Raw genomic sequence first — 22,328 nt, forward strand, 5'->3', positions numbered from 1 at the left:
CTCTAGATTATTTTTCCAGGACGGAAAACGCCACCACCATCTCCGCCTCGTCACTGATCGACAGGTGATGGCCGCGAATATGCCATTGCGCCAGAACTTGCGCCAGCTCGGGTTCCAGCCCAAAACCCGGTCGGCCGAGCGCATCGTGCGTCACGTTGATGTTGTGCCAGGTTGCCGGATGGCGCATCCCCGTGCCAAGCGCCTTGACGAAGGCTTCCTTGGCTGCAAAGCGTTTGGCGAGAAAGCGGGCGCGATGAACGCTGTTCGCAAAATCGTCCCATTCCCCGTTCGCCAGAATACGCCTGGCAAACCGGTCGCCGAAACGGTTCAGCGCTTCCTCGATACGCCCTACCGCAATAATGTCGGTGCCGATGCCGTAAATCATCTGGCGACTGCCACCATCAGCGCTTTCATTTCCGCCACCGCCTGTTCCCAACCCACGAACAAGGCCTGCGCAACGATGGCATGACCGATATTGAGCTCGTAAACACCGGGGATGGCGGCGATTTTCTGCACATTGTGGTAGTGCAAGCCGTGGCCCGCATTCATCCGCAGGCCGAGCTTCATGCCGTATTCAACCGCGTTGCGGATGCGTGCAAGTTCTACCTCCTGCGCCACCTCAGTTTCGGCATCGGCAAAGTGGCCGGTATGAATTTCCACCACTGGCGCACCCACTTCCCTGGCCGCATCGAGCTGCGCCTTTTCCGGCGCAATGAACAGCGAAACGCGAATACCGGCATCGCCCATTGCAGCACAGGCCTGTTTGATACGCTCGAAATGGGCAACCACGTCGAGCCCGCCTTCGGTGGTCCGTTCCTCGCGCTTCTCCGGTACCAGACAGACATCCTGCGGTTTCAAACGCAGCGCAATCCCCACCATCTCGTCCGTCACCGCCATTTCCAGATTCATCCGGGTCTGCAAGGCCGCACGCAGAATTTCCACGTCCTCGTCCTGGATGTGGCGGCGGTCTTCGCGCAAGTGCAGGGTGATCGAATCCGCGCCAGCTGATTCCGCCATCAACGCCGCCTGGATCGGGCTGGGATAGCGGGTTCCGCGCGCCTGCCGAAGCGTGGCTACATGGTCGATGTTGACCCCCAAATGAATCATAGTTCCTGTAAGTCCTTTAATATCTGGCGGGTATGCAAGGTATCCTCGCCGAGATAATGATTGATCAGCGCCCGCATCAACGCCTTGCTTTGCTGCAGGGTGACCGGATCGCCGTAATCGTCGGCGGCCATGTCCAGCAGCGTCTTCCCCCGCAATTCTACACCGTTTTGGCCGTTTTTTTGCCGCACCGGGCCGCGCTCGAAAACGTAGCGGTAAGGCACATCCACCTCGATCGCCGCCCCGGAATCAGCATCATGGTCGAGCGTCAGGGCGTAACCCAATTCCTTCAGCAGATTCATTTCGAAGCGCCGCAGAACGGCGGCATAATCCGTGCGCCGCGCGAGTTCCTGCAAGGTATCCTGGTAATAAATGAACAGCTGCTCGTGCGGGTCGTCGCGGTGCAGCAGCTTGAGCAGCAGCTCATTCAGGTAAAAACCACAGATCAGCGCCGTGCCCTGCAACAACGGCTGTCCACCCTGCCATTCGGCACTGTGCAGTGTGCGTAGCTCGGCCTTGCCGAACCAACTCAATGAAAGCGGCTGGAAAGAAAGCAACAGTCCGCGCACGGCTGATTTCGGTCGCCGCGCGCCGCGCGCCATCAGCGGCAGACGACCGAAATCACGGCTGAACACCTCGACGATCAGGCTGGTTTCGCGATAGGGATAGGTATGCAGGACATACGCGGGTTGATCTCCCTGCCTGGCATTATGTTCTCGTGCCATACCCTCGAATAATAGCTAGCAAATCAATACGGTTATTGTTTAACACCGTTAATTATACGGGTTAGGATGCAGGGCTATCCATTATTTTCGGCTTCCAGTCCACGCTTTCCGGATAATCCGGGCGCTTTTAACAACTGCGACAAGCACATTCGACCTGCCATGAGATTCAGCTTAAAATCCTGTTTAATTGAATTTCATCTAACCTGAAGATTTGAAGGAGATTCGAAAATATGGAAAGAAGAGACAACATGCCCATTTGGGTTTTCTTTGGGCTCTCCAGCATCAACAGCCGGAAAGGCGCTCTGATCCTGTTCTGGAGTTGTTTCGCGTTCGGGATTGCCTGCATTCCCTTTTCCCCTGCTCTGCCGTGGTTGCCTACAACCGGGCCGGGCTGTTTTGCTTGCGGGATCGCCCCCATCCCCGCTTCCTATCACCTGGATGACTGGAGTTGGGCCGGACTGACTTTTATAGTGGCCTTGTGGTATTGGCTGTGCATCCGGTGGATCGACAAAAATTCGACATGGGAACCCCGGCCTCAATAAATCTCACAGGGATACCTTGGCTCACACCTCGAAGCAAGCTCTGCTATCGAAGGACATTCCTCCCATCCCGGTCGCTAAACCACAGATACCCCGCAAGGAAATATTGCCACACGGAAAATAGTTATCTAGTCTCCGGGAGGTGGTAAAATCTCTTATGTGGGCTAATCATACAGCGGCATCATGCGCTTAAAAGCCAGTTATAACCATTGACGTTAGTCCGAGGGTAGCAATGAAATGTGTGGATGATTTCCGCCTGCAATTCGGCAAGCAGGAACTGGTGCCGATCATTATTGGCGGGATGGGTGTGGATATCTCGACGGCCGAGCTCGCGCTCGAAGCGGCGCGTTTGGGCGGCATCGGCCACATTTCCGACGCCATGCTGCCGACCGTGTCCGACCGTCGCTACGAAACGCACTTCATCAAAGAAAAACTCAAGCAGTACAAATACAACATCGACAATTCCGACAAGTCGTTGGTGAAATTCGACCTCGGCCATATTGCCGAGGCCACCCGCCTGCACGTGAGCAAGACCATGGAAGCCAAGCGCGGCGAAGGCATGATCTTCATCAACTGCATGGAAAAACTCACCATGAACGCGCCGCGCGAAACGCTGCGCGTGCGCCTGCGCACAGCCCTTGATGCAGGAATTGACGGCATTACGCTGAGCGCCGGCCTCCACCTCGGTTCATTCGCGCTGATGGAAGATCACCCCCGCTTTCGTGATGCCAGGCTGGGCATCATTGTCTCCTCGCTTCGGGCACTACAGCTCTTCCTGCGCAAAACCGCCAAACTCAATCGGTTGCCGGATTTCATCGTGGTCGAAGGGCCTCTGGCCGGCGGACATCTCGGCTTCGACATGGATTGGGCGAAATACGATCTGCACACGATCATGGCTGAAATTTATCAGTATTTGCAGTCGGAGAAATTAAATATTCCACTGATTGCGGCCGGCGGAATTTTCACCGGCAGCGATGCCGTGTCCTTCCTCGAAAACGGCGCAGCGGCGGTGCAAGTGGCAACACGCTTTACCGCGGTGCACGAGTGCGGTCTGCCGGAGAAGGTGATTCAGGAGTACATCAAGGCCACGGAGGACGACATCGAGGTCAACACCGTTTCACCGACGGGCTATCCGATGCGTATGCTCAAAAACAGCCCGGCAATCGGCTCAGGCATCCGTCCTGGCTGCGAGTCTTACGGCTACCTGCTCGATGGCTCCGGGCATTGCGCCTACATCGAAGCCTATAACCGTGAAGTAGCAGCTCACCCGAAGGCAAAGAAAATCTCGGTGAAGGAAAAGACCTGCCTTTGTACCCACATGCGCAACTTCAATTGCTGGACCTGCGGCCATTACACCTATCGGCTCAAGGACACCACACGACGCCTGCCGGACGGCAGTTACCAGATCCTCAGCGCGGAGCACGTGTTCCGCGACTATCAGTTCAGCGTCGACCAGAAGATCGCATTGCCGGATTAAAAAACCATGAAAAGAACAGACCTGGAAAAGAACATCGGCTTGAAAATAAAGGGCAAAATCAACCAACCCGGCACTGCCGGACGCATCGGCCAAGAGGCTGTCATTGCCGTAGACCGGCGCGAACAACGCAAACTCGATCAGGCACTCGGTCTGGTGCCGTTTGCAGTCAAACTGAACGGTGATCTGGTGAAGCAGATCCAGTCGCTGGCGCAAGAACGTCAGACAGGACTAAACGAAATGGTAGCGGAATTACTGCAAAAAGGCTTGAACAGCCAAGCAAAAATAGTCAGTCCAACACGTTCATTATAAAGACATAAGGGGCCAAGTCCTGCATTATGAAAATGCAAGACTTGGCCCCTACCACTTTTAATCAGCGATGGCGTCCGCCGGAACGATGCAGCGGGGGCGTCCTTGGCGTAGCCACATTGCCATTTGCCTCTCTGGCCGGCACTGCCCCCCGGCTCTGTGAAGGTACCCTGGGCGCGGAACGGCCTCTCGGCTGACCACGACCACCCGGTGTTGACCCGCGTCCATTCTGGATCGGCTCAGGCTTGGCATTCCGGTCTGGCTCGAAACCCGGCACCACTTCCTCGGGCAATTCCCTCTTCAGCAGTCTTTCGATATCCGCCAGCAGCTTGTATTCATCGACGCACACCAGAGACACAGCTTCACCAGACGCGCCAGCGCGGCCGGTACGGCCGATGCGGTGAACATAATCTTCCGGCACGTTGGGCAACTCGAAGTTGACCACATGCGGCAAGTCAACGACGTCAATACCGCGGGCGGCAATATCTGTAGCCACCAGCACTCTCAGGCTACCGTCCTTGAACTCGCTCAATGCGCGAGTCCGCGCCGACTGGCTCTTGTTGCCGTGGATCGCCAGCGCCGGGATGCCGCCCTTGACCAGATGTTCTGCCAGCTGGTTGGCGCCGTGCTTGGTGCGGGTAAACACCAGCACCTGCGACCAGTCGTGCTGCTTTATCAGGTGGGAAAGCAAGGCGCGTTTCTTGTCGCGGTCCACCGGGTAAACCTTGTGCGACACATTGTCGGCAGTGGCGTTGCGGCGCGCCACCTCGATCATCGCGGGCTTGTTCAGCAAGCCGTCGGCCAGCGCCTTTATCTCGTCGGAGAAGGTGGCTGAAAACAGCAGGTTCTGCCGATGCTTCGGCAATAGCGCGAGGATTTTCTTGATGTCGCGGATAAAACCCATGTCCAGCATGCGGTCGGCTTCGTCCAGCACCAGAATTTCGACGTGCGACAGGTCGACGGTTTTCTGCTGCACGTGATCCAGCAAACGCCCCGGCGTGGCAACCAGGATATCCACGCGACTCCTGAGTTTCGTGATTTGCGGATTGATGTTGACCCCGCCGATCATGGTCATGGAATTCAGTTTCAGATGCTTGCCATAATCCCGCACGCTCTCCTCCACCTGTGCCGCGAGTTCGCGGGTAGGAATGAGGATCAGCGCCCGAATCGGTGCCCGACCGCTGGATGGGCCTTTGACACTGGCATCAGAAAGACGGTGCAGGATAGGCAGAACGAAGCCGGCGGTCTTGCCGGTGCCGGTCTGTGCGCCGGCAAGCAGGTCGCCGCCCGACATCACGGCGGGAATCGCCTGCATCTGGATAGGTGTGGGAACAGTGTAGCCGCATTCAGTGACGGCACGAACAATTTCATCGGACAGACCGAGGGAAGCAAAGGACATGGTAACTCCAGGAATAACATCGGCCTGTCGCCGTTTATCGGCGCCAGTCTTAGACAGATGAGGGGGTTTTATAAGCCCGAATGGGCAGCGGCGCGATGACTGGATTGCGTACGCCGCAGGCGCGCATTATAGCAGAGTGAAGGCTTTTTCACCGTTTAGCTATGAGGACAGGAGAGAGGTTATTCGTAACCCAGGCTTTTCACCGCCCGTTCATCGTCAGCCCAACCACTTTTCACCTTGACCCAGACTTCGAGGTAAACCTTGAGACCGAACAGCTCTTCCATGTCCTTGCGGGCCTGTGTTCCGATTTCCTTGAGTTTTTCGCCTTTCTTTCCGATCAGGATCGGCTTCTGGCTATCCCTGTCGACGATGATGGCAGCGTAAACGCGGCGTAGCTCGCCTTCGGTTTCGAACTTCTCGATCTCGACGCTGATGGAATAGGGAATTTCGTCGCCCAGAAGGCGGAAAACTTTTTCGCGCACGATTTCGGCGGCGAGAAAACGCTCGCTGCGGTCGGTAATTTCGTCCTCGCCATATATCGGCTCGCCTTCCTGCAAATGACGGCGGATCTCCTGCACCAGTTCAGGCAACTGCGCGTCGCGCTTGGCGCTGACAGGAATGATCGCCGCAAAGGGGAACGAGGCTGACACTTTCTCGATAAACGGCAGCAGCGTTGACTTGTCACTCACCTTGTCGGTCTTGTTGATCACCAGCACCACGGGTTGATTGCGCGGCAACAGGGCCAGCACCTTTTCGTCGCGGGCATCGAAGCGCATCGCTTCGATTACGAACAGCGCCACATCCACATCCGACAGTGATTGCGTCACGGTACGGTTCATCACACGATTCAGCACATTCTGGTGCTGCATCTGGAAGCCTGGCGTATCCACGAAAACATACTGAGCATCGGCATCGGTACGTATGCCGACAATTCGGTGCCGGGTGGTCTGCGCCTTGCGAGAAGTGATGCTGATTTTCTGCCCGATCAAGTGATTAAGCAGCGTAGACTTGCCCACATTCGGACGGCCGACGATGGCGATGTAACCGGTGCGAAATTCCATGTTAATGTCTTCTCAAGATTCGTGAGGGATGAGGTGTTAGAGGTGAGGCGAAAAAGTGGGGTCGGCACAGACTTTGACCTTCCACCTCACCCCTCACCATTCAGTATTTGCATCACGCTGCCAGCGGCCTGTTGCTCTGCGCTACGGCGGCTTACCCCTCCGCCGCAGGCGCGCACGTCCAAGTCGGGAATGGCGCACTCGACTTCGAAGTGCTGTTCGTGGGCTTCGCCGCTGATCGACAGCACAGTGTAATTGGGCAAAGGCAGTTTGCGGCCCTGCAAATATTCCTGCAGCAGGGTTTTCGGATCCTTGCCCAGAGTCTTCGGGTCGAGCCCCTTCATCAGCGGCTCGAAAAGCCTTGCAATCATTTGTTCCGCGCTGGCAAAACCGCCATCGAGGTAGACCGCGCCGATAATCGCTTCCAACGTGTCCGCGAGGATAGAGGGGCGGCGAAAACCACCGCTTTTCAGCTCTCCTTCCCCCAGTTTCAGGTAATCACCCAAATTCAGGGAGGAGGCAATTTCAGAGAGCGTCAGCTCCTTGACCAGATGGGCGCGCATCCGGCTCAAATCGCCTTCCTGCACGCGAGTATGGAGATGATATAGATGCGTGGCGATAGCGCAACTCAGCACGCTGTCACCGAGAAATTCCAGCCGCTCGTTGTGCGGCATACCGTAACTGCGGTGGGTCAGTGCCCTGCGTAACAGCGCCGGGTCCTTGAACTCATAGCCAATCCGCCGAACCAGCGCTTCAGTGCCCATGCAGGTGAGTTACTCGCCCTGCGCGGAGGATGAGGCTGCGAAGTCCATACAGGCGCTGATATTGGCCACAACCGGCACCTTGATGGAATATTCCACAGCAATGACTGACGTATTCCCTTCTCGGCTAACAGTCAGGTCTTCCGGTTTGACGCTTTTCACGTCACTGACATCAGCGCGTTTGAAGAAAGAGGCCTGAAGTTCCTTAGGCGACATGGATTTGAGATCTCCGCTGGAGGCCATGCTACCAAATATCCTTTTGACCGACATGAATTCCAGATAGGCTGGCACCAGCTTTGCTGCAAGGATTAACGCCGACCCCACCAGAGCAGCAATAAACAGCATACCCACCACCGTAGCGCCCTGTTGTTTCCTCATGACCACCCCCTCCTTAATCAATTGATTTCCCGATGCGCTTGAGATCATCGAAATTCCACCAGATCATGAAAGCCTTGCCAACTATGTTGCGATCCGGCACGAAGCCCCAGTAGCGGCTGTCATTACTATCGTCACGGTTGTCGCCCATCATGAAATAGTAGCCTTGCGGCACCGTACAGGTGAAGCCCTCATCATTGTAAGCGCAATTTTCGCGGTTGGAAAACTGCCGCACGTCGCCCAGACGCAGCACTGGCGCCTCAGGCTGAACCAGCGTCTGGTGGTTGTGCCCCCCCAGCTGTTCGCCGTAAAGGTTGGCGTTCACGAAATTCAGGCCGCTTTTGACGTAGCTGTAGCTGCCCAGACTTTCAATTTTCAGGAGCTTGCCGTTGATGGAGAGTTGCTTGTTGCGATAGTTGATTTTATCCCCCGGTACGCCGACCACACGCTTGATGTAATCCAGCGAGGGATCTTCCGGGTAGCGGAAAACCATCACGTCACCGTTCTTCGGCTGGCTGATCTCGAGGATCTTCTGGTTAGCCACTGGCAAACGGATGCCATAAGTGTATTTGTTCACCAGGATGAAATCACCCACAAGCAGCGTCGGCATCATCGAACCGGAAGGGATCTTGAACGGCTCGACCAGAAAAGAGCGCAGCAGGAAAACTACCAGGATGACCGGGAAGAAACTTTTGGAGTATTCGACCAGCATCGGCTCCTTGGCACCTGCCACGCGGCGCGGCTTAAGAGCGTAAATCTCGAACAGCCAGATAACCCCGGTAACAACCAGCGCAATCAACATGATTAACGGAAAATTCATTCGATACCCTTTTTGGTGATGGGTAATGAGTTGCGGGTGATGCCAATGCCATCTCCCATACTCATTACCATTGACTCATCACTATTTATTGTCCACCTGCAAAATTGCCAGGAAGGCTTCCTGCGGAATTTCCACATTGCCGACCTGTTTCATGCGCTTCTTGCCTGCCTTCTGCTTTTCCAGCAGCTTGCGCTTGCGGCTGATGTCGCCACCATAGCACTTGGCCAGCACGTTCTTGCGTAGTGCCTTGACGTTTTCACGTGCGATGATTTGGGCACCGATGGCCGCCTGGATCGCCACGTCGAACATCTGACGCGGAATCAGTTCGCGCATCTTGGCCGCCACTTCGCGGCCACGATACTGACTATTAGCTCGATGAACGATCACCGACAGGGCATCTACCTTTTCGCCATTGATCAGAATGTCCACTTTTACCAGATCGGAGGTACGGAATTCCAGGAATTCGTAATCCATTGAGGCATAACCGCGCGATACCGATTTCAGCTTGTCGAAGAAATCCATCACCACTTCATTCATCGGCATCTCGTAGGTCAGCATCACCTGCCGCCCCAAATACTGAATATTCTTCTGCACGCCACGCTTCTGGTTACACAGCGTCATCACTGCGCCCACATATTCCTGAGGCGCAAGGACAGTGGTGGTGATAATTGGCTCGCGGATTTCCTCGATCTTGGACAACTCAGGCAATTTGGCGGGGTTTTCGATTTCCAGCACTTCGCCGCCGCGCATCACTACCTCGTACACCACCGTTGGCGCGGTAGTGATGAGGTCCATATCGTACTCGCGTTCCAACCGCTCCTGCACGATCTCCATGTGCAGCAGTCCGAGGAATCCGCAGCGAAATCCGAAGCCCAGCGCTTGGGAAACTTCCGGCTCATAGTGTAGCGAGGCATCGTTGAGTTTGAGTTTTTCCAGCGCATCACGCAGGGCTTCGTATTCATGCGACTCCACCGGATACAGGCCGGCGAACACCTGCGGCTGAATTTCCTTGAAGCCCGGCAGCGCCTCGCTGGCACGCCTTCCGGCCAAGGTCACGGTATCGCCCACCTTGGCTGCCTTGAGTTCCTTGATGCCGGCAATAACAAAGCCCACCTCACCCGCCGCGAGTTGCGGCCGAGGCTGAGATTTTGGCGTAAAGACACCGACCTGTTCGCACAAGTGTTCAGTGCCACTAGCCATCAGCAGGATTTTATCCTTGGGTTTCAGCACGCCGTCCACCACACGTACCAACATCACCACGCCGACATAATTATCGAACCACGAGTCGATGATCAGGGCCTTCAAGGGGCCATCCGGGTTGCCCTTTGGTGCCGGAATACGGGCGATTACCGCTTCCAGCACGTCCTGCACACCCAGACCCGTCTTGGCCGAGCAGAGAACCGCGTGGCTGGCATCAATACCGATTATGTCCTCAATTTCCTTCATCACCCGCTCTGGCTCGGCGCTGGGCAGATCGATCTTGTTGAGCACCGATACGACCTCTACCCCTTGCTCGATGGCGGTATAGCAGTTCGCCACACTCTGCGCCTCCACGCCCTGCGAAGCGTCCACCACCAGCAGCGCCCCTTCACAAGCAGAGAGCGAGCGGCTGACTTCATAGGAGAAATCAACGTGGCCGGGAGTATCGATCAGGTTAAGCTGGTAAACCTGCCCATCGAGGGCCTTGTACGTCAGCGCGGCAGTCTGTGCCTTGATGGTGATACCGCGCTCGCGCTCGATATCCATCGAGTCCAGCACTTGCGCCTCCATCTCTCGATCGGAAAGGCCGCCGCAGAAATGGATGATACGGTCGGCCAGGGTGGATTTGCCGTGGTCGATATGAGCGATAATGGAAAAATTGCGGATGTTCTTCATTTGGGTCAGTAAAAAAGGGCACTTTGCGGTGCCCTTTCTTTTTTGGGAAAGACGGATTTTACCGGATTTTACCGAAATAAGCAGCAAGTGCGACCGGATCGAGATGGTAATGACAGATTTCCTCGCCGTTTCCGGCCAACACAGGCACTAAATGGCCGTATTGCCGTTCCAGGGTTTCGTCTTCGTCCACATCGACAACTACCAGCGCAAATCGGTATTCCGGCTGAAAAGCCTCAAGCTCCGCGATCATGTCATGGCACAGGTGGCAGTCTTCGCGCCCGTAAACCGTCAATACGATTCCACCTGTCATCGCATCTTGAAGGGAATGAACAGTGCGCGCTCTCCGCGCCGCACCAGCAGCGCAATATTCTGTCCTGCCTTGTAACCAGCAAGAATCTGATTAAACTGCTCGACGCTTTTCACGTCACTATTGTTGACAGCCGTAATCACGTCACCGCGTCGGACTCCAGCTCGCGCAGCCGATCCTTGAACTTCAACCACCACCACGCCGTGCGGAATCTGCAACTCTTTCTTCTGCGCCTCGGAAAGGTCATTCAAACCCAGACCCAGCCTGCCAGCAGCGCTTTCCATCTTGCCAGGACGCTGCGCCACTTTCTCGGTCGGCGCTTCTCCCACGGTCAGGGCCAAATTCCTGACCGAACCTTTGCGCCATACCTGGACCTCCACCTGTTTTCCAGGCTTGGTCGCACCGACCAGGAGAGGCAGTTCGCTGGCGTTGCCCACCGGCTTGCCGTCGAATTTCAGTACCACATCGCTTGGTGCCAACCCCCCCTTATCCGCCGGGCCACCCGTCTCCACGCCCGCGATCAGGGCCCCTTCCGATTTCTTCAACCCGAACGACTCGGCCAATTCTCTGGTGACTTCCTGAATCATCACCCCGAGCCAGCCGCGGCTGATCTTGCCATGAATACGCAACTGGTCGGCAACGTCCATCGCCACGTCGATCGGAATTGCAAAGGCGACTCCCATATAGCCGCCGGTGCGGCTGTATATCTGGGAGTTGATGCCGACCACCTCACCCCTGAGGTTGAACAGCGGCCCACCCGAATTACCCGGATTGATCGCTGCATCGGTCTGGATGAAGGGCACGTAGTTTTCCTGCGGCAACGAGCGCCCCTTGGCACTGACAATTCCCGCCGTAACGCTGTTCTCAAAGCCGAAAGGCGAACCGATCGCCGCCACCCACTCGCCCACCTTGAGTTGGGAGGGGTTCCCGATCACCACCTTGGGAAGCCCGGCAGCATTGATCTTAATCAGCGCCACGTCGGTGCGGCGATCCGCGCCGATCACCTTGGCCTTGAATTCGCGCTTGTCGGTCAGGCGAACGGTGACCTCGTCGGCCCCATCCACGACATGCGCGTTAGTGAGAATATAGCCGTCAGCACTGACGATGAAACCCGAGCCCTGGGACTTCGACTCGAACTCGCGCGGAATTTCGCCATGAGGCGGATGGAAACGACGAAAGAAATCGAAGAAAGGGTCACCCTCGGGAAGATTGGGGATTTGAGGAAGCATTTCTTCATGGTTGACGGTCTGGGTGATGCTTACATTCACCACCGCCGGCCCCTGCTTTTCAACCAGCTCGGTGAAATCCGGCAGATCCTTGGCATAGGAAAACACGGAAAAAGAAATCAGGAAAAAAGCCCACAACAACTTCTTCATTTTCTAGCCACCTCAACAAAGTTAATTATTGAAAAAAACTCACTTCTTCAAGCCACTCTCAAAATTCACCACACTTACTGGCATATCGACCATCCGACTCAGGATAACCGGCTGGAATTGTCTGGCCAACCCCATCTTCGACGAAAACAACTTCAATCCGAGAAAACCCGCCGCCAGTCCGATGCAGGCGCCTGCTACAGAATACCCATCCTTAACATCCGCGGTAACAGCCAGCACACTCCCCGCCACCGCACCGACAAACAATAACAGCAGGGGAAACAGGTAAAGCAGCAGCGTCCCCTTGAACAGTGCCGACTCATTCAAGCCGACCACAACCCGATCACCGACCTTTGCGCCGACTTCGTTGCTGGCACGATAAAGTGGCGTCCTCTTACCAAAAAAATTCGCCAGTACCGAAGTTCCGCAGCTACTTTCGCTGCAACTGCTGCAGTTCGACTTCCGCTCCGCCTGAACGTAGGCAACGGCATGTTCAATTTTGACGACTACCGCTTCGGTTTCTATCATGGCTAACACCTAATTTTTGCTGACGGAATTCGCGATCTGCATCACGGTAACAGAGGGAACTTCGCCTAACACGGTGATCTGATGGTCAGCTACAGTACGCGTGTAAACATGGACAGCTCCTTGGCGAACCACGCTTTGCATGGGCTTTGCCATGGCCGCGACAGACTCGATGAAAACAGACACTGTCGCCAGACCATCAGAAAACACCAGATGCTTCACTGGCAAGTCTTTCCCCGGTATCATGCGCCTCGTCACCGTCACTTGGGCAAAACCAGGTGGAAGCTGCTTCACCACCCAGTTCAAATCGCTTTGCTGCAGTTCCGTCGCGATTACCGGTTCACTCAGCACCTTTTTGCCGGCAATTCTCGGCTTGATGGATTCCTTGTCTATCCGCCCACCGATTTCCACTTGGGTGAACGCGAATAGGCCGATCACCTCGTTCCTTTCGTTGAACATGCTGGCTTTCAGCAGCAAGCCCGTGGCTTGGTCAATCCAGAGCTTGTGCGGGTAACGGTATTGATCCCTGGGTTCGAGAACAATCACCTTGCAAGCATGGCCGGCTGTGCGATCGGATTCGGCAAATCGAGCACGATAATTGTCGGCAATACCTCCAAGCTGCCTGGGCAGCAACGCAGGAAAAGATTTTTCGATCTTCTTTTTCTCCACCAGGACGGAATCACTGTTGTCCGGTTTGAAGCACAGCACCTCTTCATTATTGCGGATCACTTCACGGGAAGAACCATCCAGCGCCTCGAGCTTTTCATGCTCGCCGCCTTCATCCTTGATATGGGTGATTTTGCTGGTTTCAATATGGTCGCCATACTGATAGATGTAAGTACCGGTGTAATTGAGCTGGTGTGCCGCAACGGTGGCTTTGTTCAGCCAGTTCAGCGCATCCGTCTGCTGCACCACATCCGCCGCCTGCGATACACCATGCAATCCCACCAGCGCGGCTACAGCGAGGAGTACTGCTCTCATCGGCCCCCATCCTGCGGTTTTTCGAGAGAAGCACGCTGATAGTTCCGGGTCAGCTGGTCGGCATGTGAGTATTCCTGATGTGCCGCCAGGTAACCATTGACGTTTATCTCGGACGAGCCGCTATTCGCCGTGCTCGCCTCTGCAATAACGTTACTGGCTGCCGCACCCGGGCCACTCTCATGATTGAATTGCAGCGCCACCCACGCCACCAGGGAAACCGCTGCGACCGAAGCCGCGGCAGACAGTGCAATCACGGGGCGCCGGTGCGAAAGGAATCTCCGGGGCGCCAGAACCGTCGGCTCTTTTGCCAACTGACCGGCGATTCGAGCGTTGAAATCGGGTGAAAGCGGGGAAGTTTGTCTCAAGGTATCGCCGATCAGGTGATACATATTCCACTTCTGCTGCAATTCCGGTTGTTCTCGGCCGGAAATCAAAATTTCATTCGCCTCTTCATGATCCAGTTCACCATCTGTCAGCGCAGATATTCGACTCTCCATCATGTTTACCACCTCGTATCTCTATCAGTTCCCAGCAAAGGTCTTAACTTCTCGGCGATTGATTCGCGAGCACGAAAAATCCTCGACCGCACCGTACCAATCGGGCAATTCATCATGTTCGCAATTTCCTCATAACTCAGACCCTCGATTTCACGCAGTGTGATCGCGGTTTTAAGTTCCTCGGGCAGGCTATCCATTGCCTTGTTCACGGTTTCGGCAACCTGCTTGCTCATCAGTTCATTTTCAGGCGTATTGATATTGCGAAGCTGATCGGCATCTTCAAAACCTTCGGCCTCCTCGCTGTCGAACTCCGTTGTCGTCGGCGGCCGCCTGCCTTCAGACACCAGATAATTCTTGGCGGCATTGATTCCGATCCGATACAGCCAGGTATAAAAAGCGCTTTCACCCCGAAACGAAGGCAGTGCGCGGTAAGCCTTGATGAACGCTTCCTGAACCACGTCCTCTACTTCGGTAGGGTTACGGATAAAGCGTGACAGCAAACGCCCCAGCTTGCGCTGGTACTTCGCGACAAGCAGCTCAAAAGCATGCTTGTCACCGTGCTGTGCTCGCTCGACCAGCTGCTGGTCAATCTCACGATCACCCATTTGGGCCGTCCCTGAAATTCAGCGCCATTATACTTGTCCCCATTGCTGGCAGGGCCTTCCCATGCCATCCAATGATTTCAGTATAGCGCCCTCATCCACTTCAGGGAACGCAACCTATTCCTAAAGACACCCCTGCCTCAGAATAGTTCACATCCCTGAATGGTTATTAACAGGCCAGTTTCGCAAAAAACACCTCCCTGCCCTGCACCCACGTTGCGTGCTATCATTTCCAACGCATATCTATAAAAACATAGGGACAATGTACATGTCGCATTTCGACGTGATCATCATCGGCAGCGGGCTGGCCGGCATGACGCTGGCGCTGAATCTCGCCGAAAGCCAGCAAGTGGCGATCGTCACCAAGCGTGGATTGCTGGATGGCGCCAGCAACTGGGCGCAGGGCGGCATCGCCGCCGTGCTGGCGGACGATGACTCGATCAAGGCGCACATCAGCGACACCCTGATAGCCGGCGCAGGGCTATGCGACGAACAAGCCACCCGCTTCGTGGTGGAAAACAGCCGGGCCGCGATCGAATGGCTGATCGAGCAGGGCGTGCCCTTTACCCGGGATGCGGACAACAGCACCGGCTACCACCTGACCCGGGAAGGTGGTCACAGCCACCGCCGTATCATCCATGCAGCTGATGCAACTGGCCATGCGATACAGGTCACCCTTGCGGAAAAAGTCAAAAACCACGCCAACATCACCCTGCTGGAAAACCACATCGCCATCGACCTTATTACCGGCGGCAAGCTCGGGCTAGAGGATAATGCCTGTCACGGCGTGTATGTTCTCGACAAGAACAGCGCCAAAGTCAGAACCTTTGCCGCCCGACATATCGTGCTGGCCAGCGGGGGTGCCGGCAAGGTCTATCTTTACACCACCAATCCCGACGTGGCCACTGGTGACGGCGTCGCGATGGGCTGGCGCGCCGGATGCAGGGTGTCAAACATGGAATTTGTCCAGTTCCATCCCACCTGTTTGTATCATCCCCACGCCAAATCATTCCTGATCACCGAAGCGGTGCGTGGCGAAGGTGGCATCCTGGTATTGCGCGACGGCACCCGCTTCATGCCGGAGTACGACCCTCGCGCCGAACTGGCGCCACGCGACGTAGTGGCACGCGCGATTGATTTCGAAATGAAAAAACGCGGTCTGGACTGCGTTTATCTCGACATTTCTCACAAGCCGGCCGCTTTCCTCAGGGAGCATTTCCCCAATATTTACGAACGCTGCCTGGAACTGGGTATCGACATCACGCGCCAGCCCATTCCCGTGGTACCGGCGGCACACTACAGCTGCGGCGGCATCGTCACCGACTGCTCGGCACGCACCGACATTCCCAACCTGTATGCCATCGGCGAGGTCGCCTGCACCGGGCTGCACGGCGCCAACCGGCTGGCCAGCAACTCGCTGCTGGAGTGCATGGTATACGCCCAGGCCGCCGCGAAGGATATCCTCAAGCAGCCGCAAACACCGCTCGTCGCTCTGCCGGAATGGGATGAAAGCCGCGTCACCGACGCCGACGAGGAAATCGTCATTTCCCACAACTGGGACGAACTGCGCCGCTTCATGTGGGATTACGTCGGCATCGTGCGCACCAACAAACGCCTGGAACGGGCGCAGCACCGCATCCGCCTGCTCACCGAGGAAATCAACGAGTATTACCAGAACTTCCGCGTCAGCAATGACCTGATCGAGCTGCGTAACCTGGTGCTCACCGCCGACCTGATCGTGCAATGCGCCATGCTGCGCCACGAAAGCCGCGGCCTGCATTACAGCCGGGATTATCCGGAGCAGCTGGCCGAAGCAAAAAACACGGTACTGGTGCCGGGCGGCAAATAGCGATTAATCTACCTTCTTGCAGCGCCATTTCAGCCACACCCTCAGTCGCCTGAAATCTTCCGCATGGATTGCATCCGGAAGAATCACCAGATGTTTCACCAGGCGGCCGCTCTCCGGTTTCAAATTCAGCACGGTCAAATAAGGGGCAACGAAGCTGCTGCCGAGCAAGTCGGCTTCGTGCCATGCCCCGGCGCGGGTCTGGAATTCGCAGCTGCAATCGGTATCGAGCCGCAAAGCAACCAGCGAATTCTGCAGAGTACGGAAACTATCGCGCCGCAGCGTATGCCAGGCGCTGCCGAGAAACACCGGCATCAGCAAGACGACGATCCACTGTGGCAGTGGCGCCAGCCAAAACATGGCTGCGGAAAAACCATGCATACCCACGAGTAAACCCGCCAACCGCCGGGACGGCCCAACTGTGATCGTCAGTGTCTCCACCCGCAACCCTTGTAAAAATGCCCGAATGGCCTTATTTTAACCAACATCACTTTCAAACTCCGTCAAAAATATGAATCCCACCTGGAAAGACCATCTTGTTAAAGCGGGCGCCACCATGGCAGACGATCATGCCATTCATTTCGGCGATCTGAAAAAAGAATTGCTGGCCGCTCAGTCCGGCACCGTTCTCACCGACCTCTCCCATCGTGGCGTGATCGGTATCGATGGCGAGGACAGCCAGACTTTTCTGCAGGGCCAGACCACCAACGATGTCAGGATGACCTCCGACCGCGCGCAATACAACAGTCTGTGCACGCCGAAAGGCCGGATGCTGGCGAGCTTCCTGGTATGGCGGGACGCTGGCGGTTATTTTCTGCAACTGCCCGCCACTCTGCAAGCTGGCATCCAGAAGCGACTGACGATGTATGTGCTGCGCGCCAAGGTCAAGGTACGCGATGCCGGCGAAGAATCGGTTCGTCTCGGTGTGGCCGGCACGGGTGCCGAAGCATTATTGCAGGCCACCATCGGCGCATTGCCGCCAGATGTGCTGGGCGTTGCTCGCCACGACAGTGGAACGATCATCCGGCTCGGCGCAACGCGCTTCGAAATCGTGGTAACCCTGGAGCATGGGCCTGCCCTGTGGGAGGAATTGAGCGGCCAGGCCACCCCGGTCGGCAGCGTCAGCTGGGAATGGCTGGAAATCCACGCCGGCATCCCGGTCATCCTGCCCCAGACCCAGGAACAGTTCACACCACAAATGGCGAATTTCGAGGCCATCGGCGGCGTCAGCTTCAACAAGGGATGCTACACCGGCCAGGAGATCGTGGCGCGTACGCAATATCTCGGCAAGGTCAAACGCCGTTTGTATCTCGCACATGTTGACTCGGACAGCGCGCCCCAGCCGGGAGATGAAGTATTCGGCGCAGAGTCGACGACGGGCATGGTGGTGAACGCCCAGCCCGCTCCCGATGGCGGCTACGACCTGCTGGCGGTGATCCCTACCAGCAGTATTGAAGCCGGCACGGTGCACTTTAAAACCCCGGAGGGCCCGACCCTGCATTTCCTGCCCCTGCCTTACCCGGTCTAGAGCAGACACACCCGGAGGTCACAAATGAAAATTTCCTTCCTCGGCGCCGCCCAGCAGGTCACCGGCTCCTGCTACCTGATCGAAACCGGGGAGGTCAAATTCCTGGTGGATTGCGGCATGTTCCAGGGCGGCCACGAGGCCGACAAGCTGAATGCGCAACCCTTCAGGTTCAATCCCCGGGATATCGCCTTTGTCCTGCTGACCCACGCCCATATCGACCACAGCGGTTTGCTACCCAAGCTGGTCGCGGCGGGTTTTGACGGACAGATTTACACCACGACCGCCACCGCCGACCTGCTTGGAGTGATGCTGCCGGATTCCGCCCACATTCAGGAAATCGAAGCCAGCAGGGAAAACCTCCGGCGGGAGGAAAAACCAAGGAAAAAACGCAAGTTCAGTACGGAAGCCACCCCGCTGTACACCATGGCCGAAGCTGAAATCTGCCTGGGCAGACTGGCGCCGGTTTCCTACGATACGCAGATCTCCCCGCACCCATCCGTACACTGCTGTTTCAGGGATGCGGGCCATATTCTGGGATCAGCCATAATCGAAGTCTGGGTCAAAGGTGGAGGCAAGCAGACCAAGCTGGTTTTCTCGGGAGACCTCGGGCAGCCCGGCCAGCCTATCCTGCGCGACCCCACCATCATCGAAGAAGCCGATATCCTGTTCGTCGAATCCACCTACGGCGACCGTCTGCACAAAGACCTGCCAGCGACCACCGAAGAATTCGTGCATGCCATCAATGACACGCTGTACCGGAAAAAAGGCAATGTCATCATTCCCGCCTTCGCCGTGGGCCGCACGCAGGAAATCCTCTACTTTCTTCAGGAACTCACTCGCCAGGGTCGATTCAAGAATCTGAACGTCTATGTGGATTCGCCGATGGCGACCAAAGCCACGGACATCACCATGCGGCACATGGAAATGTTCGACGAGGAAGCGAGGAAACTCTCCGCCTGGCAGGCAAATAACACCGTTCCGCTAAAGCTCACTTTTACCGGCAGTGCGGAAGAATCCATCGCGCTGAACAGCATCCATTCCGGTGCGATCATTATTTCCGCAAGCGGCATGTGCGATGCCGGGCGCATCAAGTTTCACCTGATCAATAATCTGGGAAAAAGACAGAACACGATCCTGATTACCGGTTTCCAGGCCCAGGGCACGTTAGGAAGACGACTGGTAGATGGTGCAAAAACGACTCGGATTTACGGCAAGGACATTCTCGTACACGCGGAAATTTACACTATCGGCGGGTTCTCGGCCCATGCCGACCAGGCCGCCCTGCTGCACTGGCTCAAACAGTTCAAGCGGCCGCCAAGCCAAACCTTCGTGGTTCACGGCGAACTGCACGCCGCCCAGGCGTTAGCCGGCTACATCAAGAAAATGGACTGGGAAGTCACCATACCCGGCTTGGGGGACTCAGCCATCTTCGTAAAGGTGGCCGAGGAAAAGCCATAACCCTTTACTCAGCCGGAGGCGGATTGGCGCTGCCCTCACCCGGAGACTGCTCCGGGTTTTCCTGGGGCTGGGTTTTATTCAGTTTCTGCTGTGTTTTTTCTTCTTTTTTTCTTTTCTTTTCCAGCTCTTTCTGACGCTTTTCATATTGAAAATTAGGTTTTGCCAAGTTATATCACCCTTTAAGTTGGTATTCGTGATTAAGAAAGGAAATAAAGCCAGCCTGGAAGCCAAGCTCATTATGTACCTATCGAAGATGAGTTAGTTTAACAGAAACAACAACACAACTGCGCCCTATCATTCAGAGCCGGCCCGGAGCATTGCATAACCCGGGAAGCTCATGAAAGGGTAAAATAGCATTTTATCCGCTCGACCGCCCATGCCCTCCCCCTCAGCCCAGCAAATCCTCCACGACGTTTTCGGCTACAGCGCTTTCCGCGACGAGCAGCAGGCCATCGTCGAACACGTCACGTCGGGTGGCGATGCGTTGGTGCTGATGCCGACCGGCGGCGGAAAATCCCTGTGCTACCAACTCCCCGCGCTGTTGCGGCACGGCGTCGGCATCGTGGTGTCGCCGCTGATCGCGCTGATGCAGGACCAGGTGGACGCCCTCAAGCAACTCGGCGTCAAGGCCGCCTTCCTCAACTCCAGCCTGACCGCCGAAGCCGCCCGAGACGTGTTTGGCCGCCTGATGCGCGGCGACCTGGATATCCTCTATGTAGCTCCGGAGCGCCTGCTGATGGCGAATTTCCTGAGCGCGCTGGAGCAAGTTCAGGCCGGTCCGGGATTGGCGCTTTTCGCCATCGACGAGGCGCACTGCGTGTCGCAGTGGGGCCACGACTTCCGCCCCGAATACCGGGAATTGACGGTACTCCACGAGCGTTTCCCAGCGGTGCCGCGCATCGCGCTCACCGCCACGGCGGACGCCCCGACCCGGCGCGAAATCGTCGAGCGTCTGGCGCTGGAACAGGCCCACCAGTTCGTCTCCAGCTTCGACCGCCCGAACATCCGTTACCGGGTGACGCTGAAGGCCAACGCGAGGAACCAGTTGCAAACATTTCTGGAAGCCGAACACACCAACGATGCCGGCATTGTCTACTGCCTGTCGCGCAAAAAAGTCGATGAGACCGCCGCCTGGCTCAAGGACAAAGGCTGGGATGCCCTGCCCTACCACGCCGGTCTCGACGCCGCCACGCGCAACGCCAACCAGCGCCGTTTCCTGCGCGAGGAAGGCGTGATCATGGTCGCCACCGTCGCTTTCGGCATGGGCATCGACAAGCCCAACGTGCGCTTCGTCGCTCATCTCGACCTGCCCAAGAGCATGGAAGGCTACTATCAGGAAACTGGTCGCGCCGGTCGCGACGGCCTGCCTGCGGATGCCTGGATGACCTACGGCCTGGGTGACGTGGTCTCGATGCGCCAGATGCTCAGTTCCGGCGAAGCCCCCGCCGAGCGCAAGCGGGTCGAACTGCAGAAGCTCGATGCCCTGCTCGGCTTCTGCGAGGCCACCGCCTGCCGCCACCAGACCATCCTGCGCTACTTCGGCGAGGAGCACCCCGGCGACTGCGGTCAGTGCGACAACTGCCTCGAACCCGTCGACACCTGGGACGCCACCCAGCCCGCGCAGATGGCGCTATCCTGCGTCTACCGCACCGGCCAGCGCTTCGGCGTCGGCCACCTGATCGATGTGCTGCTGGGCAAGACCACGCCCCAGGTCGAGAAATTCCGCCACCACCAGCTCACTACCTTCGGCATCGGCCAGGCGCTTGCCCAAGCCCAGTGGAGCAGCGTCTACCGCCAGCTCGTCGCCGCCGGACTGCTCAACGTGGACATCGAAGCCTACGGCGGCCTGCGCCTGACCGAGGAATCCCGCCCGGTGTTGCGCGGCGAGCAGGAAGTCTGGCTGCGACGCGATGCCGAACCGGCCAAAAAGAGCCGAACCAGCAAGGCCGAGCGCGGCGCCCGTGCCCGCGAAGCCTTCGCCGGCGCCAACGAAGACCCGCTGTGGCTCGCCCTCAAAGCCAAGCGCACCGAACTCGCCCGCGAACAAGGCGTGCCGCCCTATGTCATCTTCCACGACAGCACACTGCTGGAAATCCTCAACCGCCGTCCCGGCAGCCTGAGAGAAATGGGCGAAATCACCGGCGTGGGCCAGGCCAAGCTGGCGAAATACGGCGACGAGTTTTTACAGGTACTGGAGCATGAGGCAAACGGGGCCTTCCCTACATGAATACACGCTACATTACGCTAGCTGCAGCCCTGATTTTTTCCAGCCTCGGACCAATCGCCCAGGCTGAAACTCTCACGGGATGGGTTACTCAAATTACGGATGGCGACACAATTACCGTTCAGGATTACTCAAACCAGCAACACAAGGTTTGGTTAATTGGCATTGACGCGCCAGAAAAGTATCAAGCGTTCGGGAATCTCTCACATCAAAAACTGGGGGCTTTGCTAAACGGTCGTGACGTGGCTGTCGAATGGAATAAACGGGATCGCTATGGGCGCATTATCGGCAAGGTCATGGCCGCCCCGTTTGATTCGCCCTGCCGTAACCAGCGTGACTGCCCCAAGACACTTGATGCCGGCCTGGAGCAAATCAAGACCGGACAGGCCTGGTGGTACAGGGGCCATGCAAAGGAGCAAACCCCAGAGGATCAATCAAAGTACGAGCGGGCAGAATTTGAAGCGAAGATTCACCGCAATGGGTTGTGGGCTGATAGCAATCCGGTGCCGCCGTGGGAGCTCCTGCGGAAATAAGCGCTATTTCTCAGA

Annotated in this window: 25 protein-coding genes; 7 read left to right on the forward strand and 18 right to left on the reverse strand. The window is 56.7% G+C overall.

The window, feature by feature from the left end; all coding sequences use genetic code 11:
• Positions 1–7: 7 nt before the first annotated feature.
• From acpS to SCT_RS17315, 4 genes are all read right to left on the reverse strand, one after another.
• On the reverse strand, positions 8–385 hold the full coding sequence (gene acpS, locus SCT_RS08385) for a holo-ACP synthase (protein WP_059421566.1): 378 nt from the start codon (positions 383–385) through the stop codon (positions 8–10).
• Complete coding sequence (pdxJ, locus tag SCT_RS08390) at positions 382–1,107, reverse strand: pyridoxine 5'-phosphate synthase (RefSeq protein ID WP_059421573.1); 726 nt, start codon at positions 1,105–1,107, stop codon at positions 382–384. Before pdxJ ends, acpS begins: the two co-directional genes overlap by 4 nt.
• A complete protein-coding gene (gene recO / locus SCT_RS08395; protein WP_059421574.1) occupies positions 1,104–1,829 on the reverse strand; it encodes a DNA repair protein RecO in 726 nt (241 codons plus the stop codon). The genes pdxJ and recO overlap by 4 nt, the downstream gene beginning before the upstream one ends.
• A gap of 166 nt (positions 1,830–1,995) precedes the next feature.
• The gene (locus SCT_RS17315; RefSeq protein ID WP_059421576.1) at positions 1,996–2,247 is read right to left on the reverse strand and encodes a hypothetical protein; all 252 of its coding nucleotides are present in this window, start codon (positions 2,245–2,247) and stop codon (positions 1,996–1,998) included.
• A 353-nt stretch (positions 2,248–2,600) separates the two neighbouring features.
• Here SCT_RS17315 and SCT_RS08405 point away from each other — a divergent pair, with 353 nt between their 5' ends.
• Together SCT_RS08405 and SCT_RS08410 are read left to right on the forward strand one after the other, a co-directional pair.
• Positions 2,601–3,845, forward strand: a complete 1,245-nt coding sequence (locus SCT_RS08405; RefSeq protein WP_059421577.1) for a nitronate monooxygenase — start codon at positions 2,601–2,603, stop codon at positions 3,843–3,845.
• Between the two features lie 6 nt (positions 3,846–3,851).
• Positions 3,852–4,154, forward strand: coding sequence for a hypothetical protein (locus SCT_RS08410; RefSeq protein WP_059421578.1), 303 nt, complete (start codon positions 3,852–3,854; stop codon positions 4,152–4,154).
• A 61-nt stretch (positions 4,155–4,215) separates the two neighbouring features.
• Here the strand turns inward: SCT_RS08410 and SCT_RS08415 are convergent, their stop codons facing one another.
• The 12 genes from SCT_RS08415 to rpoE all read right to left on the reverse strand — a co-directional run bounded on the left by SCT_RS08415 (position 4,216) and on the right by rpoE (position 14,727).
• Positions 4,216–5,550: a DEAD/DEAH box helicase gene (locus SCT_RS08415; RefSeq protein ID WP_059421581.1), complete on the reverse strand. Its 1,335-nt coding sequence runs from the start codon at positions 5,548–5,550 to the stop codon at positions 4,216–4,218.
• A gap of 179 nt (positions 5,551–5,729) precedes the next feature.
• Complete coding sequence (gene era, locus SCT_RS08420; protein ID WP_059421586.1) at positions 5,730–6,611, reverse strand: GTPase Era; 882 nt, start codon at positions 6,609–6,611, stop codon at positions 5,730–5,732.
• Positions 6,612–6,697: 86 nt separating this feature from the next.
• The gene (rnc, locus tag SCT_RS08425; protein ID WP_059421588.1) at positions 6,698–7,372 is read right to left on the reverse strand and encodes a ribonuclease III; all 675 of its coding nucleotides are present in this window, start codon (positions 7,370–7,372) and stop codon (positions 6,698–6,700) included.
• Between the two features lie 9 nt (positions 7,373–7,381).
• The gene (locus SCT_RS08430) at positions 7,382–7,747 is read right to left on the reverse strand and encodes a DUF4845 domain-containing protein (RefSeq protein WP_159107891.1); all 366 of its coding nucleotides are present in this window, start codon (positions 7,745–7,747) and stop codon (positions 7,382–7,384) included.
• A 13-nt stretch (positions 7,748–7,760) separates the two neighbouring features.
• Positions 7,761–8,564, reverse strand: coding sequence for a signal peptidase I (gene lepB, locus SCT_RS08435; RefSeq protein ID WP_059421593.1), 804 nt, complete (start codon positions 8,562–8,564; stop codon positions 7,761–7,763).
• Positions 8,565–8,645: 81 nt separating this feature from the next.
• On the reverse strand, positions 8,646–10,439 hold the full coding sequence (gene lepA, locus SCT_RS08440) for a translation elongation factor 4 (RefSeq protein ID WP_059421595.1): 1,794 nt from the start codon (positions 10,437–10,439) through the stop codon (positions 8,646–8,648).
• A gap of 58 nt (positions 10,440–10,497) precedes the next feature.
• Positions 10,498–10,749: a glutaredoxin family protein gene (locus SCT_RS08445; protein ID WP_189799653.1), complete on the reverse strand. Its 252-nt coding sequence runs from the start codon at positions 10,747–10,749 to the stop codon at positions 10,498–10,500.
• Complete coding sequence (locus SCT_RS08450; protein ID WP_059421596.1) at positions 10,746–12,122, reverse strand: DegQ family serine endoprotease; 1,377 nt, start codon at positions 12,120–12,122, stop codon at positions 10,746–10,748. The genes SCT_RS08445 and SCT_RS08450 overlap by 4 nt, the downstream gene beginning before the upstream one ends.
• 39 nt (positions 12,123–12,161) lie before the next feature.
• Entirely contained in the window at positions 12,162–12,647 is a 486-nt protein-coding gene (locus tag SCT_RS08455) for a SoxR reducing system RseC family protein (RefSeq protein ID WP_059421598.1), read from the reverse strand.
• Positions 12,648–12,656: 9 nt separating this feature from the next.
• Positions 12,657–13,625 carry a MucB/RseB C-terminal domain-containing protein gene (locus tag SCT_RS08460; RefSeq protein WP_059421600.1) on the reverse strand — a complete coding sequence of 323 codons (969 nt, stop codon included), beginning with the start codon at positions 13,623–13,625 and terminating at the stop codon, positions 12,657–12,659.
• Positions 13,622–14,125, reverse strand: a complete 504-nt coding sequence (locus SCT_RS08465; RefSeq protein WP_059421602.1) for a sigma-E factor negative regulatory protein — start codon at positions 14,123–14,125, stop codon at positions 13,622–13,624. The genes SCT_RS08460 and SCT_RS08465 overlap by 4 nt, the downstream gene beginning before the upstream one ends.
• A 2-nt stretch (positions 14,126–14,127) precedes the next feature.
• The gene (gene rpoE, locus SCT_RS08470) at positions 14,128–14,727 is read right to left on the reverse strand and encodes an RNA polymerase sigma factor RpoE (RefSeq protein WP_059421604.1); all 600 of its coding nucleotides are present in this window, start codon (positions 14,725–14,727) and stop codon (positions 14,128–14,130) included.
• A 265-nt stretch (positions 14,728–14,992) separates the two neighbouring features.
• Between rpoE and nadB the strand changes: the two genes are divergently transcribed.
• Entirely contained in the window at positions 14,993–16,573 is a 1,581-nt protein-coding gene (nadB, locus tag SCT_RS08475) for an L-aspartate oxidase (protein WP_059421605.1), read from the forward strand.
• Between the two features lie 3 nt (positions 16,574–16,576).
• Here nadB and SCT_RS08480 read toward each other — a convergent pair whose 3' ends face one another.
• Complete coding sequence (locus SCT_RS08480; RefSeq protein WP_371257735.1) at positions 16,577–17,011, reverse strand: protein YgfX; 435 nt, start codon at positions 17,009–17,011, stop codon at positions 16,577–16,579.
• Positions 17,012–17,081: 70 nt separating this feature from the next.
• Here SCT_RS08480 and SCT_RS08485 point away from each other — a divergent pair, with 70 nt between their 5' ends.
• Together SCT_RS08485 and SCT_RS08490 are read left to right on the forward strand one after the other, a co-directional pair.
• Positions 17,082–18,098: a folate-binding protein YgfZ gene (locus SCT_RS08485; protein ID WP_059421609.1), complete on the forward strand. Its 1,017-nt coding sequence runs from the start codon at positions 17,082–17,084 to the stop codon at positions 18,096–18,098.
• Positions 18,099–18,122: 24 nt separating this feature from the next.
• Entirely contained in the window at positions 18,123–19,556 is a 1,434-nt protein-coding gene (locus SCT_RS08490) for an MBL fold metallo-hydrolase RNA specificity domain-containing protein (RefSeq protein WP_059421615.1), read from the forward strand.
• Between the two features lie 4 nt (positions 19,557–19,560).
• On the opposite strand, the gene SCT_RS17415 is transcribed toward SCT_RS08490, so the two are convergent.
• Positions 19,561–19,722, reverse strand: coding sequence for a hypothetical protein (locus SCT_RS17415; RefSeq protein WP_189799654.1), 162 nt, complete (start codon positions 19,720–19,722; stop codon positions 19,561–19,563).
• A 210-nt stretch (positions 19,723–19,932) separates the two neighbouring features.
• Between SCT_RS17415 and recQ the strand changes: the two genes are divergently transcribed.
• Together recQ and SCT_RS08500 are read left to right on the forward strand one after the other, a co-directional pair.
• The gene (recQ, locus tag SCT_RS08495; protein ID WP_059421619.1) at positions 19,933–21,783 is read left to right on the forward strand and encodes a DNA helicase RecQ; all 1,851 of its coding nucleotides are present in this window, start codon (positions 19,933–19,935) and stop codon (positions 21,781–21,783) included.
• On the forward strand, positions 21,780–22,313 hold the full coding sequence (locus SCT_RS08500; protein ID WP_059421624.1) for a thermonuclease family protein: 534 nt from the start codon (positions 21,780–21,782) through the stop codon (positions 22,311–22,313). Before recQ ends, SCT_RS08500 begins: the two co-directional genes overlap by 4 nt.
• The last annotated feature ends 15 nt before the right edge of the window (positions 22,314–22,328 follow it).

This window comes from Sulfuricella sp. T08 (genome assembly GCF_000971475.1).
In the GTDB taxonomy this organism is placed as follows: domain Bacteria; phylum Pseudomonadota; class Gammaproteobacteria; order Burkholderiales; family Sulfuricellaceae; genus Sulfuricella.

What these genes read in the sequence shown, in the direction of transcription:
- recO (WP_059421574.1), bottom strand. Translation starts at nt 1,829, where the DNA reads ATGGCACGAGAACATAATGCCAGGCAGGGAGATCAACCCGCGTATGTC.
- SCT_RS08410 (WP_059421578.1), top strand. Translation starts at nt 3,852, where the DNA reads ATGAAAAGAACAGACCTGGAAAAGAACATCGGCTTGAAAATAAAGGGC.
- acpS (WP_059421566.1), bottom strand. Translation starts at nt 385, where the DNA reads ATGATTTACGGCATCGGCACCGACATTATTGCGGTAGGGCGTATCGAG.
- lepB (WP_059421593.1), bottom strand. Translation starts at nt 8,564, where the DNA reads ATGAATTTTCCGTTAATCATGTTGATTGCGCTGGTTGTTACCGGGGTT.
- pdxJ (WP_059421573.1), bottom strand. Translation starts at nt 1,107, where the DNA reads ATGATTCATTTGGGGGTCAACATCGACCATGTAGCCACGCTTCGGCAG.
- SCT_RS17315 (WP_059421576.1), bottom strand. Translation starts at nt 2,247, where the DNA reads ATGGGGGCGATCCCGCAAGCAAAACAGCCCGGCCCGGTTGTAGGCAAC.
- SCT_RS08485 (WP_059421609.1), top strand. Translation starts at nt 17,082, where the DNA reads ATGAATCCCACCTGGAAAGACCATCTTGTTAAAGCGGGCGCCACCATG.
- SCT_RS08455 (WP_059421598.1), bottom strand. Translation starts at nt 12,647, where the DNA reads ATGATAGAAACCGAAGCGGTAGTCGTCAAAATTGAACATGCCGTTGCC.
- SCT_RS08450 (WP_059421596.1), bottom strand. Translation starts at nt 12,122, where the DNA reads ATGAAGAAGTTGTTGTGGGCTTTTTTCCTGATTTCTTTTTCCGTGTTT.
- SCT_RS08500 (WP_059421624.1), top strand. Translation starts at nt 21,780, where the DNA reads ATGAATACACGCTACATTACGCTAGCTGCAGCCCTGATTTTTTCCAGC.
- SCT_RS08405 (WP_059421577.1), top strand. Translation starts at nt 2,601, where the DNA reads ATGAAATGTGTGGATGATTTCCGCCTGCAATTCGGCAAGCAGGAACTG.
- era (WP_059421586.1), bottom strand. Translation starts at nt 6,611, where the DNA reads ATGGAATTTCGCACCGGTTACATCGCCATCGTCGGCCGTCCGAATGTG.
- rnc (WP_059421588.1), bottom strand. Translation starts at nt 7,372, where the DNA reads ATGGGCACTGAAGCGCTGGTTCGGCGGATTGGCTATGAGTTCAAGGAC.
- SCT_RS08460 (WP_059421600.1), bottom strand. Translation starts at nt 13,625, where the DNA reads ATGAGAGCAGTACTCCTCGCTGTAGCCGCGCTGGTGGGATTGCATGGT.
- lepA (WP_059421595.1), bottom strand. Translation starts at nt 10,439, where the DNA reads ATGAAGAACATCCGCAATTTTTCCATTATCGCTCATATCGACCACGGC.
- SCT_RS08445 (WP_189799653.1), bottom strand. Translation starts at nt 10,749, where the DNA reads ATGACAGGTGGAATCGTATTGACGGTTTACGGGCGCGAAGACTGCCAC.
- SCT_RS08415 (WP_059421581.1), bottom strand. Translation starts at nt 5,550, where the DNA reads ATGTCCTTTGCTTCCCTCGGTCTGTCCGATGAAATTGTTCGTGCCGTC.
- SCT_RS08490 (WP_059421615.1), top strand. Translation starts at nt 18,123, where the DNA reads ATGAAAATTTCCTTCCTCGGCGCCGCCCAGCAGGTCACCGGCTCCTGC.
- SCT_RS08430 (WP_159107891.1), bottom strand. Translation starts at nt 7,747, where the DNA reads ATGAGGAAACAACAGGGCGCTACGGTGGTGGGTATGCTGTTTATTGCT.
- SCT_RS08465 (WP_059421602.1), bottom strand. Translation starts at nt 14,125, where the DNA reads ATGATGGAGAGTCGAATATCTGCGCTGACAGATGGTGAACTGGATCAT.
- recQ (WP_059421619.1), top strand. Translation starts at nt 19,933, where the DNA reads ATGCCCTCCCCCTCAGCCCAGCAAATCCTCCACGACGTTTTCGGCTAC.
- nadB (WP_059421605.1), top strand. Translation starts at nt 14,993, where the DNA reads ATGTCGCATTTCGACGTGATCATCATCGGCAGCGGGCTGGCCGGCATG.
- rpoE (WP_059421604.1), bottom strand. Translation starts at nt 14,727, where the DNA reads ATGGGTGATCGTGAGATTGACCAGCAGCTGGTCGAGCGAGCACAGCAC.